A 13,924-nucleotide genomic window follows, 5' to 3' on the forward strand; every position below is an offset into this window, starting at 1 on the left:
TAACTCACTAGTCTTTTTTTGAATATTAGACTAGTAGTTCATAGGCAGAATGTAAGGAGTTTACTGAAGAAATTTGGTGTTTCATATTAGATGGTAGGTAAAAAGCTGTATGATGTGACAAAATAACTCATTAATAGTCAGATGGTCTTCTTTTTATTACATTGAAACACAACTGTAATATTCCTATTACACAACTGTTATCTTAGGATGATATCATTCATCTTAGTGATACAGAAAAATAATTATTTTAAAACTATGAACTAGGACATTTATAGTAAACATCATTGTTATTATTACATAAGTAATTCAAACAGAAGACATAAGTCAAAAGTCGTATCCAACACAGCAAATTACAGGGGGAAGAATGTTGAAAAAAATATTGGGACTATCATTCATAATTGGTATGGGTAGCTTGCTAGTTATACCTAATGTATTCGCAAATACAGAATTAGAAACTATAGAAGAAGAAAGAACAATAATTCAGTCGGATTTATCAGATGCTGAGCAAGAGTTAGCGGATTTAGTTAGTGAGTTAGATGTGATTAATAATGAGATTGCTAGTATTGATGAAGCTTTGGTTGCGAACCAAAAAACGATTGATGATACAAATGAAGAAGTGGACTCTACAGAAAAAGAAGTTGAAAAACTCGAAGTTGAAATCAAAGAATTGGAAGATGATATTGAAATTCGATTTGAAATGTTGAAAGACCGTGCGAACGCTTACCAAAAAAATGGTGGCAGTTCCAGGTACTTAGAAGTTCTATTAGGCGCTGACAGCTTTGGAGATTTTGTTACCCGTTCTGTTACAATCACTCGAATTGCTAAAGCTGATAATGATTTTATTGAACAATTAGAGATCAACCAAAAAGAACTAGAAGAAAAACAGGCAATCGTTCAGGGGAAATTAGATGAACTTGAAGAATTGCAAACAGAACTAGTTGGAATGAAACATCATTTAGAAGACCAAAACCAACGTAACGATGAACTTAAAGACGAGTTAAAATCAAAAGAAGCTGAAATTGAATCAAAGATGGCAAGATTGTTAGAAGAAGATAGTAATCTTCAATCAGCAGAAGCAGAAATAGAGGCTAAGATTGATGCTGAAATTCAACGTCAAGAAGACTTAAGAATAGCAGAAGAAGCTGAGATTGCAAGACAAGCAGAGGAAGAGGCGGCAGCAACTCAGAGTAACACTAATTCTTCTGCTTCTGAAGCAGCAACTCAGACTAGCACTAATTCTTCGTCAAGTCAAAATGTTGCTTCTGCTTCAGAGGCAAACACTACTTCAACAGTAACTAATACTGATAATAAAAGTAAAAGTTCATCAAGTGAAACGAAGGCAGCACCTGCTCCTTCAAGCTATGGTGGGTCAGTCACCCAAGTTGGACGTAAATACATTGGGAATTCAACCTATGTTTTTGGAGGAGGGAGATCATCCTCTGATATAGCAAATGGTCGTTTTGACTGCTCAGCTTTTGTAAGCTGGTCATTCTCGCAAGTGGGTAAATCATTACCTGCTAGTACTAGTGGATTAGTTAATGCAGGACAAAGAATTTCTAGTAGTGATAAGCAACCTGGAGACCTAGTATTTTTTAATACTTACAAAACAAATGGACATGTAGGTATTTATATTGGTGGAGGCCAATTTATTGGTTCTCAAAGTTCAACAGGAGTTGCAGTTGCTAATATGAATAGTGGATATTGGGCAGATAATTTCAGCGGAGTTGTTGTCCGAGTTAATTAATAATGTTTCTGAAAAGCTAGTTTAGATATCTTCTAAGCTAGCTTTTTCTGTATAATGATATTAGGAAGTCCAATAGTTACCTAAATAGAATAATAAGAGTACAGCGAGTTCGTTGTAAGAAAAGAAGTATTATGCTAACATGGAGAAAATTTCAATTAAATAAGAGACACTAGGGGTGCTTTATCTAGCTGAGAGAGGTGCGTTACCTTAACCCTTTTAACCTGATCTGGTTGATACCAGCGTAGGAAAGTGGATGATTCCTTTATCGAATTAACATAGGTTACAATTAGTTAGTTCATAAAGTATCGCGTTTACCCGCTTCCTAACTGAGGAAGCTTTTTTGTTTTCAAAAGATAAGACGGCTATGCGTTTTTCCTATTACATAAATTGAGAGGAGACTGAAAATGAATAATCAAAAAATTGCAGAAATTTTAAACGAATTAAGAGAACGTAAACCCCTAATCCACAATATAACCAATGAGGTTGTGACTAATTTCACCGCAAATGGTCTTTTATCGCTTGGCGCTGCACCCGTAATGGCCCACGCGAAAGAAGAGGTTGAAGATATGACAAGTAACGCACAAGCGCTCATTTTAAATATAGGAACATTGGATGAAAACAAGGTGAAATCCATGGTACTTGCCGGCAAAGCTGCTAATGAAAAAGGTATCCCAGTAGTGTTTGATCCTGTTGGAGCAGGAGCAACGCCATACCGTACAAAGGTGGCCAGAAACATGATGGATAAAATAGCGGTAACTGTGCTGAGGGGCAATGCAGCAGAAATATCTCACATGATTGGACAGCAATGGGAAATAAGAGGTGTAGAAGCTGGAGAAACCGGCGGAAATAAAGTAGACCTAGCCAAGAATGCTGCCAAGCAATTTAACACGACAGTAGTGATTACAGGAAAAGAAGATGTCGTTTCAGATGGAACGTCGACTTACTTAGTAGAAAATGGACACGAGATGTTATCCAAAATTACTGGGGCTGGTTGCCTGTTAAGCGCTGTAATTGGTGCTTTTATCTCTACGGAAAAGGATCTGTTAACTGGCACAGTAGCTGCATTGGCAACCTATGGTATTGCAGCAGAAAGAGCCATGACGAGAGGTGGAGAAAAAGGACCTGGTTCTTTTCAAATAGAATTTTTAAATCAACTCAACAATATTAATTCTGAAATAATCGCAAAACACTTACTCGTTAAAGAAGTGTGATTCAAAAGAGAGGAGGGGAAGCTATGAACGTGAAGCATGCACTAACAATAGCGGGTTCAGATAGTGGTGGAGGAGCAGGGATACAAGCCGACCTTAAGGTTTTCCAAGAATTACAAGTATATGGTATGTCAGCGATAACTGCTGTTACAGCACAGAATACACTTGGAGTCCATGGTGTTTATCCGATGACAGTGGAAGCGGTGGAAGCACAGTTAACAGCTGTAGGTGAAGATTTAGGCGTAGATGCTTTGAAAACAGGCATGTTATTTTCAAGTGAAATTATTAAGGGAGTTGCAAATAAAATACGTTACTATGAATGGAAAAATATCGTGATTGACCCTGTCATGATTGCAAAAGGTGGTAGTAAATTACTCGAAGATGAAGCTGTAACCGCAATTATTCATGATTTAATACCGCTATCAACAGTCATTACACCTAATATACCGGAAGCTGAAGTTTTAACAGGTGCAAAGATCGTTACAATAAAGGATCGAAAAGATGCCGCAGTAAGCCTTTCTAAGATGGGTACAAAAAGCGTCGTTATTAAAGGCGGGCACGCAGAAGATGGCGAAAACGTAATTGATCTTTTTTACGACGGAGAAGAGTTCTATGAATTTAAAAATATTCGAAAAAACACGGTGAATACTCATGGGACAGGATGTACTTTTTCAGCAGCTATAGCGGCTGAATTAGCAAAGGGAAAGGAAATCGTAGAAGCCGTGAGAATAGCGGTGATGTTCACTCAGGCTGCGATAAAAGAAGATTTAAATATTGGACAAGGCCATGGACCTACCAATCATTGGGCCTATAACAGACAGGTGAATAGAGGGAGTATAGATGAATAATCTTAAAACTGAAACATTACGAGAAGCACTTGGCGTATATTTTATTATGGGGAGTCAGAATTGTATAACTTCTCCACAAAAAACGCTAGATTTGGCTTTAAATGGAGGCGTCTCTATCTTTCAATTTCGAGAAAAAGGAGAGGATGCATTCGTTGGGACTGAAAAGCGAGAGCTTGCCAAAGAACTTCAAGTTATTTGTCGGAAAAATAATATCTCATTTATCGTTAATGATGATCTAGAACTAGTGAAAGAATTGGATGCAGACGGAATTCATATTGGGCAAGACGATAAAGATTTAAAGTATGTGAGACGTGCATTTCCTGATAAAATCATTGGTATTTCAGCACATACATTAGAAGAAGTGGAAAAGGCAGTTGCGGGCGGGGCAGATTATTTAGGTGTAGGACCTATTTATGCGACAGAAACGAAAAAGGATACGAAGGAAGTGAAAGGAACAACATTAATTGAACAAATTCGTGATCATGGTTACACGATTCCAATTGTAGGAATCGGAGGGATAAATGCGAAAAGAACGCAGGAGGTGATTCTAGCAGGTGCTGATGGAGTTTCCGTGATTACAGCTATTAGCAAAGCGGAATCACCTGAGAAGGCATCTCAGGAAATAAAATCAGAGGTAACTCAAGCGAAAAAGATAAAATTCACGAAATGACTTGGTTTCTTCCAAGTCATTTTTTAAAATTTAGAGAGAAATAATTCTCCATCTTGAAGGGAACAATGGACATAATTGATTGTATGTTCTAATCTATAAATAAAACCTAGATAAGGTGGTTTAGTATGAATGTTAGATTTGAATTAACATATAAAACACCCAAAGGACTGGAAACTTCTTTTAGTTCGGAAGAGATGCGTGCCGGAAAAGCAATTTTAATTGCAGAAGATCTCGAAAGAACTGGTCGCATCAAACATTTAACATTTGTTGATAGCCAAGACACTACATGGTCTTTAAAGGAACTAAAAAAGTTTATGGAGGAAATCCAAACCGAGCCCCACAATGTTACCGTTTATTTTGATGGTGGTTTTGAACGGGATACAAGAAAATCAGGCGTGGGCTGTGCGATTTATTTTGAACAAAATGGTAAATCATTTCGACTTAGAAAAAACGCATTAATATTAGAGCTTGAGACGAATAATGAGGCTGAATACGCAGCTCTTCATCTCGCTTTACAAGAGCTGGAACTTCTGGGAGTTCATCATTTACCTATTCAATTTATTGGAGATTCACAAGTTGTGATTAATCAATTAAACGGCGAATGGGCGTGTACAGAGGAAGTCTTGAACAATTGGGCAGATCGGATTGAAGCTAAATTCAAACAATTAGGCATAAGACCGGAGTATGAGTCAATTTCAAGAAAACAGAATCGTGAAGCCGATCATTTAGCTTCCCAAGCGTTAAAAAATATCGACATCAGAAGTAAAATTGAGATAGAGTTTGAGGAACCAAAATAATCTCTTTAATTGTTTGTAAAGGTATTGAAGTAAGAGAGATTGTATTTTCATCGAACAGAATGCTCGAATATGCTTTAGGCGGACGCTTTCCGCGGGCAATGCTTCAGCTATTGCTTTTCCCTGTGGAGTCGCCGCCTTCGCTACTTCGAGTTATTGATGCAAAAAAAAGTCTGTGTAGACACCCTTTCTTAATGAGTGGTGTTTTTTGCTTTTCCAAGCCAAGAAACAACTTTCCTTTATAACAAAAGCGACAAAATAGAAAAAAAGACACTACGTTTTTTAAGATTAAATATGGATATTTATGTTAAAATACTGGTATAAGAATGGAAGATGATAAAAAGAGGGGCTTAACAAAATTGTAATTTTAAATAGTAAAGGGGGAGACGCTTTACATGAAAGAATGGTGGAATAGAAAGAAATTAAAAACGAGACGAAAGAAAAATAATGAAAAGTATTCAATTTTAGATTTTATTGTAGATTTTTTATTTTGGTTGCCGGAATTGGTTTTACTTCCATTCAGGTTAATTATTTGATTGATACGTGGTGTAGGAAGAGCGTTAAGGAATGTATTTGATGTTTTTTAGAAGCTTACTAAGTGATAAGATCGACCTGAAGAAAATGAATTGTATAGGTTGTCACTGAAATCTGATAAGAGAGCCTTTACTTCCATGTGATCCAACTTGAGCTTTAACTCGACCTCAGTCTGATGATCAATGATAGGGTAAGAAGCCTCTACGACCTGCTCTGTTGTCCATTTTCCTTGTAGCTGGCGTTCTCAAGGTATTTGACCATGCTTCGATCGAATCCTCTCCCTGTGCCCGTTCTTCACTGTCTTCTTCATATGTTTCAGCGATATATTGCTGGGCGGTTTCGACGACTTTATCTCGAATAATTTCTACCATCGACCGGTTGTATTCTATATATTTTAAGAAGTCTTCGGAATAACGTGCATGAGAGGATTGATGGATTTTCAGCCTCCATTCATTACGCAGTACAAAGTGGTAGGGTTAATGTTCCCTGGTTCTGTTTATGGACAACCGTCCACAGATAGTGCTTAGTTATGTTTAAAATTTTTCCCAAGCTGTTTATGCTAAGATAAAACTATGTAATGGGAGCGGGGAGGAAAAGTAGATGACATTACAACAATTAAAATATGTAATCGAAGTGGCTAGGAACAGATCGATTAGTTATGCTGCACAGCAATTGTTTATTAGTCAACCGAGTCTATCCAATGCAATTAAAGAATTAGAGAAAGAATTGGGAATTAAGATTTTTTCACGTACGAATAAGGGAATTGTCATTACTCCAGAGGGGGCGGAGTTTTTAGGTTACGCAAGACAGGTCATTGAGCAGGCAGAATTGCTTGAAAATCGCTATACCAATGCGACAGAATCACCACAGCAGCATTTTTCTGTATCCGCACAACATTATGCCTTTGCAGTCAGTGCATTTGTAAAACTTCTAAGAGACTATAATCGTGATGAATATGAATTTACATTCCGAGAAACAAGGACGTATGAAATCATTGATGATGTAAAAAACCTTCGTAGTGAAATTGGAATTTTATACTTGAATGATTTCAATTGACAGGTGATTTGTAAGTTTCTAAGAGAGGGAAATTTGATATTTCATGACCTATTTGAAGCAAGGCCGCACGTGTTTATAAGTTCTACCAATCCACTTGCGATTCAGGAATCTGTGTCCTTAGATGATTTAATTCCTTATCCGTATCTATCTTTTGAACAAGGGGATTATAACTCATTTTATTTTTCTGAGGAGATACTCAGCACGGTTTCGAGACCAAAAAACATTCGCGTGAGTGACCGAGCTACTTTATTTAATCTACTGATAGGGTTGAACGGATATACGATTTCAACAGGAGTAATTAGTTATGATATCAACGATGATGATATTGTGGCACTTCCTTTAAATGTGGATGAGCGAATCGCGATTGGCTATATTACACATAAGGATGTTACAAACAGCCCGCTAGCAACGATTTATATTAACTATTTAAAAGAAACGATTGCCGATGAATTAACTGTGTTATAGTTTAAAACTATGGCAATCGATAGACTTTAGGTGTTATGTTATATTACTATTTCTTTGCTACACTAACCTTAGATTAAAAAAGGGAGAGGGTTTAGATGGTAGTGGAGAAAAGAAGTTTAGAGCAAAGATTAAAAGAAGGCACCGTCATTGTAGGAGAAGGGTATTTGTTTGAAATGGAACGCAGAGGATATTTACAAGCAGGTTCTTTCGTACCCGATGTAGCTTTGGAAAACCCAGAGGTTTTAAAACAAACATATCGAGATTATATGAATGCAGGTTCAGATGTAGTTTTAGCTTTCACATATAATGCCCACCGTGAAAAAATGAGAATTATAGGTAAAGAACATTTACTTGAGCCATTAAATCGAAGTGCAATCCGTTTGGCGAAGGAAGTGGCAAAAGAACATCCTATAGAGGAAGCATTAGTGGCAGGTAACATTTCCAATACGAATATTTTTGATCCTCAAGATCTCGAATCTAAGGAAAAAGTAAGAAGTATGTTTGCGGAGATGGTAAAGTGGTGTAAAGAAGAAGAGGTTGATTTTATACATGCTGAAACTTTTTATTACCACGAAGAGGCTGTTATAGCGTTAGAAGAAATTCAGAAACAAGACTTGCCAGCAGTTATTACATTAGGGTTGATGGGCGAGAATATATTGCGAGAGGGTTATACGGTAGAAGAATCCTGTAAAATTCTCTCAGAAAAAGGTGCGTTAGTTGTAGGAATGAACTGTTTCCGTGGTCCAGATACAATGCAGCCATACCTAAGGAGAATTAGAGAAGAGGTAAAAGGTTTTGTCGGTGGATTACCAATTCCATACCGAACTACTGAAGAACACCCAACATTTTTTAATTTACCTGATGGAGGATGCAGTTGTTCCCTGCCAACAGAAACAACGTTCCCAACATCGTTAGATCCTCTTTACCATAACCGATATGAATTAGCGGATTGGGCAAAAGAAGCACAAAATATTGGTGTTAATTACATTGGCCTTTGTTGTGGAGCATCACCTGCCATGCTGAGGGCAGTAGCAGAAGCAACAGGTAACAAAACCATTAACTCTAAATATTCACCAGATATGGAAAAGCACTTTTTATTCGGAAAAGATAAAACGTTAAAGAATCATAACCTAAACTACCGTACAAGAGCATAAGCATAGTAGGTATTCTATAATAGGGGGAAGGTATTAGAGCTGTTTATGGACAAACAGTCCACTGATAGGACCTGATGTCTGTGTATAAAATGGGTTCGGTCCACCGGTACCAATATATCAACGTTTCTTACACTTTGTAGGGAACGTTTTTTATTTGTCTTAAACATCCTAGCCATTAAGCAACGGTGAGCAACCACTCTATAAAAATAAGAAGCGGTAATTTCCCGCTTCTTTTCATTATAACTGTATATTAAAAAACCTCTAAGCCGACAGAATTTTTATTAGTACTTTCGTGGTCACACTTTTGGTCACTAAAACCACCAATTCCGCTACTTCCCAATCCTCTTTAGCACATTTTCCAACGAATCGGGTTGCAAAAACTCTACAGGTGACGCACTTTTATCAAACGAAAATGCTTCTCCTTCAATCAATATTACATACTTCCCATTTACCTTAGCAATATGAAGGTTGTCACTGAAATCGGATAAGAGAGCCTTTACTTCCATGTGATCCAACTTCAGCTTTAACTCGACCTCAGGTTGATGATCAATGATCGGGTAAGAAGCCTCTACGACCTGCTCTGTTGTCCATTTTTCCTGCAGCTGACGTTCAGGTGTATTTGACCATGCTTCGATTGATTCTTCTTCCTGTGCCCGTTCTTCACTGTTTTCTTCGTATGTTTCGGCGATATATTGTTGAGCTGTTTCGACGACTTTATCTCGAATGATTTCCACCATCGACCGGTTGTATTCTACATATTTTAAGAAGTCCTCGAAATAACGTGCGTGGGAGGATTGATGGATTTTCAGTTCCCATTCCTCGAGCATTCCTTCTTCAGGCATGTAAGGGTATTGGATCGATTTCATGTTCTTAGCGGTAATGGCCATTTCAACATGCTGGATTAATGTTTGTTCATTTGTGATTGAGGCAACCTTTGGCTCAAAATCACATTTTAAAATAAAGATAAACGGATCGTCCATAAATTTGTCTAGTTTTGCACGAATTACTAGCATAGCACCCGCTCTGATAGAGCTCGTTTCTAAATAAGATCTTACTAGTTTTTCACTATGGTCTTTGAATTCATCTAGGACATTTGCCAAACGCAATCGTTGAAACAAGTTATAGTTAGGATTTGTATCCAACTCATAGCCAGGTTCCACAACAAAGTGACCTATTTTAGTAGGGACTTGCTCTGATTTTGGGTTTCTTTCTGATTTACGTTTAGTAATTTTCATTAATTCTCCATCTAGGAAATCTTTTAATGGGTGGTCTAGGTATGTCTCTTCATCCAGTGTTTGATAATGTTTAAATGATTTGTTTCCTTGATCTCCTTGACCGTCTCCTTGCAAGACGAAAAAAGAGAGGTATTGTATGGTAAAGTCCATGGCTATCACCTTTATTTTATGACGTTACGAGCAAAAACAACTCTCGTATTATACCATCGAACGATTCATGTGTCACATTTGATAAGGATTACATGAAGAACTAGATTTTAGCAGTTAACTGTTTGTTGTTTCATTTTAGAAAAGAGGCTTTTGAATCCACACCTTTTGTTTCTCTGGGACTCTTATCCCATTATAAAAAATTTTACGGAAACCAGTTCATATTAAATGTTGTTCCGGAATATAAATGATATGAGGAAATTGTAGGAGGATGATAAAGTGCAGATTCATGTAGTCTCAAATGGTGAGTCTTTATGGTCGATTTCTCAAACGTATAGTGTGAATTATCTCGCGATCGCTGAGGCGAATCAATTGCCGGACCCGGAACAACTAGTGGTAGGGCAAGCGTTGGTTATTCCTGTGGCTGGCAGGTTTCATTGGATGGGGACACAGGAAAATTTGCAACAGATTAGTGAACGATATCATATCTCCTTACAACATTTACTGAGAATGAACAATATTGTAAATCCGGCATTTGTACCTGTAGGATCTCGTCTGTATATTCCTGGAATGAACCGTCAAAATCAGGCAATTGATGTTGGGGCATACGTAGATATAAATATAACGGGAGCAGATTCACCAGAAGTATTAGATGAAGTAGGTAATTATTTAACCTTTGTACAGGTATTCAGCTATGAATTAAATGAAGATGGCAGCCTCACGTCGATAGAAGATCAACAGATTATTAATACTGCTTATGAAAATAGTGTTGTTCCATTAATGGTTATAACGAATATTGAAGATGGGCAATTTAGTCCTGAACTGGTGACGACGATATTGCAGAGTGAAGAATTACAAGAAAGAATGTTGGACGATGCGATAGCAATCATGAATGAAAAGGGGTATTTAGGTTTAGATATGGACCTAGAGTATTTAGGGGAAGTCAACAGAGAGCCCTACAATCAATTTATGAGGCGAGCGAAAGAAAGGTTAGACGAGTTAGGATACTTTTTATCAAGTGCACTTGCACCACAGGTTGAAGAAGATATGGTTGGGGTTTTATACGAAGGTCATGATTATCAAGCTCATGGAGAAATTGCTGATTTTGTATTTTTAATGACTTATGAGTGGGGATGGACAGGGGGGCCACCTAGAGCTGTCGCACCCATAAATGAAGTAAGGAGAGTCATTGAATATGCGGCATCTGTCATGCCAAATGAAAAAATAATGATGGGGATCCCACTTTACGGATATGATTGGACGTTACCGTTTGTTCAAGGGGAAACACGTGCCAAAGCGATCGATCATCAAGAAGCGATTGAATTAGCTCTTACTTATAATGCTGTGATAGAATACGACGAGGAAGCACAATCTCCCTTTTTCACTTATGTTGACGAACAAGGAGATGAGCACGAAGTCTGGTTTGAAGATGCAAGAAGTATCCAAGCTAAATTTGATCTTGTGAAAGAATTCGACTTGAGAGGTTTATATTATTGGGTTCTCGGATGGGATTTCCCTCAAAATTGGTTGCTTCTTGAGGATAATTTTCAAATTAATAAGCGAGTTTGAAAATAAAATTATAAGTTTGATTGCAGTGCACAAAGCTTGAAGTACCTCTAAATCAGTTAGGGGTTCTTCAGCGTTGGTGCTTATTTTTTTGGGAAAACAAACTTTTACTAAATTCATTTTTCCTGATAGCAGTTTGGTTTGGTATAATAACAGAATAAATAATAGTTTCTCTTAGTACTACGAATGTAGAACTGATTATTATTTCAAGCAAAGTAAGGAGTAAATATATACTAATGAGCATGAGCAGATGGATAAATGTAACGAAGAATAAATTGAAAAGAATTTCTTTATGGATGAAATCAAGAATACAACGTACTTTTGAGTACGACACTTACTTTTGGCGGATGACGACAATCGGAGTTTGGATATCAGTAATCGTTAGTGGCATCATCGCAGGGCTTGGAAACCCAACAGGTATTGGTACATTAATTGATCTAATAATCTATTTTATCATCAATAATTTTGTTTTTATGATCGTTGCAGTTGTTCTTGCGACGCTTCTTTCTTTTATGTACGTACCTGTACCACGGCTATTACTTGGCAGTTTAGTGTATGCGGGAGGATTAGTTTACTTTATTCTTGATGCACAAAGTTTAAGTCCTTTATTTTCAGCAGTAATTGCTTTTAGTTTTCCTGTTGTAGGGATGATTCTAGGTACTGTTGTAGCTGCTTATACGCGTAGTGCATGGAAACTGGAGAAGAAATTTCTTGTCTCATTAATACCCATTTCAGTATTGTTCATTGTAACTGGGTTCATTGTATCTGGTGATAAAAGTGACATTCAACGTTCATTTTCTGAGAATGATCCATTCGAACCTTTGCAACTTGAAAATCCTGGATTAATGGGAGAGAATGAGTTTTCATTCTTTACTTTCGGAAGTGGCACGGATAAACGTCGCAGCGAGTACGGGGAAGAAGTTGGAATTGTTTCAAAATCAGTGGATGCTTCTGAATATATTACGAAGTGGAGTGGAAGAAAAGAATCTTTTTGGGGGTTTGATGAAACTGCATTGCCTTTAAATGGACGAGTTTGGATGCCTGAAGGAGAAAAGGAATTCCCACTCGTGCTTATGGTGCATGGAAATCATCGCATGGAGCACTTTTCCGATGAAGGATATCAATATTTAGGTGAGCTTCTAGCTAGTAGAGGTTTTATTGCTGTCTCCGTTGATCAAAACTTCTTGAACTATTCAGGGTGGTCGGGAATTCCGAATGATGATATGAAAATGAGAGCATGGGTTTTAATGCAGCATCTGCAGCAAATCCAAGACTATGAAAAAGAAGAAGACAATCCATTTTATAATCGTGTAAATTTTGATCAGGTAGCAATAGTTGGTCATTCAAGAGGTGGACAAGCAGCTGCCATGGTCGCCGATTATAAGAAGTGGTTTGAAGAGGATACTCTTCTCTCAGGAATGGAAGATATCCATATCGAATCGGTGGTTGGCATTGCCCCAACCGATAAAACAGTGGATGATGAGCGAGCCAGGTTAGAAGAAGTAAATTATTTACTTTTGCAAGGATCCCGAGATGGAGACGTGAACACCTTCCAGGGAGATCGGCAATATTTACGGTCTTATTTCTATGAAGTATCGAATCGTTTTAAAGCATCTGTGTATATTGCGGAAGCAAATCACAGTCAATTTAATACGGACTGGGGTCGAATGGATATGAGACTTCCAGGAGGAATCTTTTTAAATCGTCAACAAATGATGGATGAAGAAGCGCAACAGGAGGTGGCCAAAGTGTATATTTCTGCCTTCCTTGAAACAACCTTGCTTGGTCAGGAGGAATACCGGGATTTATTTCGTGACGTCCGTTATGGTCAAGATTGGTTGCCTAATAATCAGTATATCACTCGGTTTGAAGATGGAAATTATGTGACTTTTACTGATTTTAATCAAAGTCAAGAGGAAATCCACTATATGGATGGAGTTGAAGTAGAGCAAGAAGGCTTCCATTCTTGGGATATTGATCGTGCTGAAGATCGCAGGGATGTAAACAAAGGAGTAAATGGGGTAGAAATGGCATGGAAAGAAGAAGCACAATTCACGATTGAATTAGAGGAGGATTTTCTAGCCGAGTCTTTCTCTGAAAACCTCGACAGCTTTCAGTTATCGCTATCTAGTTTGGATATGGAACGAGAAGCGCGCGAGGAAACAGAAACGCCGGTAATCGAAATAGAAATGACTTCCGATAATGGAGAAACGTCTCTTGTTGCTGCAGATCCATTTAGACCGGTGAATATTCCAATTGAAACACAATACACGATCTTGCCATGGTTTGATGATATTATGAGAGATGAGAAGTATGAGGAATCGAAGGCACCGGTTTTTCAAACTTATGAATTTCCTATGGAGGAATTTCAAGAGAACAACAGAGCTTTTCAATCTGAAAATATAACAGAGATTACAGTATACATTTCCAATGGACCTGGAAAAATAATGATAGATAATTTTGGCTTTTTAATGAATGAACAATGAGATAGGTAACTGACCTG

Annotated in this window: 12 protein-coding genes, 1 pseudogene and 1 riboswitch; of the genes and pseudogenes, 10 read left to right on the forward strand and 3 right to left on the reverse strand. The window is 37.6% G+C overall.

The features are described from left to right. The first annotated feature begins 364 nt into the window (after positions 1 to 364). From ACHABW_RS21795 to ACHABW_RS21820, 6 genes are all read left to right on the forward strand, one after another. The gene (locus tag ACHABW_RS21795; RefSeq protein ID WP_435758539.1) at positions 365 to 1,744 is read left to right on the forward strand and encodes an NlpC/P60 family protein; all 1,380 of its coding nucleotides are present in this window, start codon (positions 365 to 367) and stop codon (positions 1,742 to 1,744) included. A gap of 161 nt (positions 1,745 to 1,905) precedes the next feature. After that, a riboswitch (TPP riboswitch) is annotated at positions 1,906 to 2,009 on the forward strand. A gap of 139 nt (positions 2,010 to 2,148) precedes the next feature. Continuing rightward, entirely contained in the window at positions 2,149 to 2,955 is an 807-nt protein-coding gene (thiM, locus tag ACHABW_RS21800) for a hydroxyethylthiazole kinase (RefSeq protein WP_435758541.1), read from the forward strand. A gap of 23 nt (positions 2,956 to 2,978) precedes the next feature. Beyond that, the gene (gene thiD, locus ACHABW_RS21805; protein WP_435758543.1) at positions 2,979 to 3,800 is read left to right on the forward strand and encodes a bifunctional hydroxymethylpyrimidine kinase/phosphomethylpyrimidine kinase; all 822 of its coding nucleotides are present in this window, start codon (positions 2,979 to 2,981) and stop codon (positions 3,798 to 3,800) included. Next, positions 3,793 to 4,470: a thiamine phosphate synthase gene (thiE, locus tag ACHABW_RS21810; protein WP_435758545.1), complete on the forward strand. Its 678-nt coding sequence runs from the start codon at positions 3,793 to 3,795 to the stop codon at positions 4,468 to 4,470. Before thiD ends, thiE begins: the two co-directional genes overlap by 8 nt. A 125-nt stretch (positions 4,471 to 4,595) precedes the next feature. Beyond that, the gene (locus ACHABW_RS21815; protein ID WP_435758547.1) at positions 4,596 to 5,267 is read left to right on the forward strand and encodes a ribonuclease H family protein; all 672 of its coding nucleotides are present in this window, start codon (positions 4,596 to 4,598) and stop codon (positions 5,265 to 5,267) included. Between the two features lie 392 nt (positions 5,268 to 5,659). Beyond that, positions 5,660 to 5,800 carry a hypothetical protein gene (locus tag ACHABW_RS21820; protein WP_435758549.1) on the forward strand — a complete coding sequence of 47 codons (141 nt, stop codon included), beginning with the start codon at positions 5,660 to 5,662 and terminating at the stop codon, positions 5,798 to 5,800. 47 nt (positions 5,801 to 5,847) lie between these two features. Here ACHABW_RS21820 and ACHABW_RS21825 read toward each other — a convergent pair whose 3' ends face one another. Together ACHABW_RS21825 and ACHABW_RS21830 are read right to left on the reverse strand one after the other, a co-directional pair. Continuing rightward, positions 5,848 to 5,985, reverse strand: a complete 138-nt coding sequence (locus ACHABW_RS21825; protein ID WP_435758588.1) for a DUF3898 domain-containing protein — start codon at positions 5,983 to 5,985, stop codon at positions 5,848 to 5,850. Next, positions 5,978 to 6,259: a DUF3900 domain-containing protein gene (locus tag ACHABW_RS21830; protein WP_435758590.1), complete on the reverse strand. Its 282-nt coding sequence runs from the start codon at positions 6,257 to 6,259 to the stop codon at positions 5,978 to 5,980. The genes ACHABW_RS21825 and ACHABW_RS21830 overlap by 8 nt, the downstream gene beginning before the upstream one ends. Positions 6,260 to 6,398: 139 nt before the next feature. Here ACHABW_RS21830 and ACHABW_RS21835 point away from each other — a divergent pair. Both ACHABW_RS21835 and ACHABW_RS21840 read left to right on the forward strand, forming a co-directional pair. Continuing rightward, a pseudogene (locus ACHABW_RS21835) lies at positions 6,399 to 7,319 on the forward strand (LysR family transcriptional regulator). A 95-nt stretch (positions 7,320 to 7,414) separates the two neighbouring features. After that, positions 7,415 to 8,473 (forward strand): homocysteine S-methyltransferase family protein, encoded by a 1,059-nt coding sequence (locus ACHABW_RS21840; RefSeq protein WP_183040894.1) that lies wholly within the window; start codon positions 7,415 to 7,417, stop codon positions 8,471 to 8,473. Between the two features lie 329 nt (positions 8,474 to 8,802). On the opposite strand, the gene ACHABW_RS21845 is transcribed toward ACHABW_RS21840, so the two are convergent. Beyond that, a complete protein-coding gene (locus ACHABW_RS21845; RefSeq protein ID WP_435758552.1) occupies positions 8,803 to 9,858 on the reverse strand; it encodes a DUF3900 domain-containing protein in 1,056 nt (351 codons plus the stop codon). A 276-nt stretch (positions 9,859 to 10,134) separates the two neighbouring features. On the opposite strand from ACHABW_RS21845, the gene ACHABW_RS21850 reads away from it, so the two are divergent. Beyond that, positions 10,135 to 11,424, forward strand: coding sequence for a glycosyl hydrolase family 18 protein (locus ACHABW_RS21850; protein ID WP_435758554.1), 1,290 nt, complete (start codon positions 10,135 to 10,137; stop codon positions 11,422 to 11,424). 233 nt (positions 11,425 to 11,657) lie between these two features. Continuing rightward, positions 11,658 to 13,907 carry an alpha/beta hydrolase gene (locus ACHABW_RS21855; protein ID WP_435758556.1) on the forward strand — a complete coding sequence of 750 codons (2,250 nt, stop codon included), beginning with the start codon at positions 11,658 to 11,660 and terminating at the stop codon, positions 13,905 to 13,907. Positions 13,908 to 13,924 lie beyond the last annotated feature (17 nt).

It is taken from the genome of Salipaludibacillus sp. CF4.18 (genome assembly GCF_051262595.1).
GTDB classification, from domain to species: domain Bacteria; phylum Bacillota; class Bacilli; order Bacillales; family Salisediminibacteriaceae; genus Salipaludibacillus; species Salipaludibacillus neizhouensis.

What these genes read in the sequence shown, in the direction of transcription:
- ACHABW_RS21795 (WP_435758539.1), top strand. Translation starts at nt 365, where the DNA reads ATGTTGAAAAAAATATTGGGACTATCATTCATAATTGGTATGGGTAGC.
- thiM (WP_435758541.1), top strand. Translation starts at nt 2,149, where the DNA reads ATGAATAATCAAAAAATTGCAGAAATTTTAAACGAATTAAGAGAACGT.
- thiD (WP_435758543.1), top strand. Translation starts at nt 2,979, where the DNA reads ATGAACGTGAAGCATGCACTAACAATAGCGGGTTCAGATAGTGGTGGA.
- thiE (WP_435758545.1), top strand. Translation starts at nt 3,793, where the DNA reads ATGAATAATCTTAAAACTGAAACATTACGAGAAGCACTTGGCGTATAT.
- ACHABW_RS21815 (WP_435758547.1), top strand. Translation starts at nt 4,596, where the DNA reads ATGAATGTTAGATTTGAATTAACATATAAAACACCCAAAGGACTGGAA.
- ACHABW_RS21820 (WP_435758549.1), top strand. Translation starts at nt 5,660, where the DNA reads ATGAAAGAATGGTGGAATAGAAAGAAATTAAAAACGAGACGAAAGAAA.
- ACHABW_RS21840 (WP_183040894.1), top strand. Translation starts at nt 7,415, where the DNA reads ATGGTAGTGGAGAAAAGAAGTTTAGAGCAAAGATTAAAAGAAGGCACC.
- ACHABW_RS21845 (WP_435758552.1), bottom strand. Translation starts at nt 9,858, where the DNA reads ATGGACTTTACCATACAATACCTCTCTTTTTTCGTCTTGCAAGGAGAC.
- ACHABW_RS21855 (WP_435758556.1), top strand. Translation starts at nt 11,658, where the DNA reads ATGAGCATGAGCAGATGGATAAATGTAACGAAGAATAAATTGAAAAGA.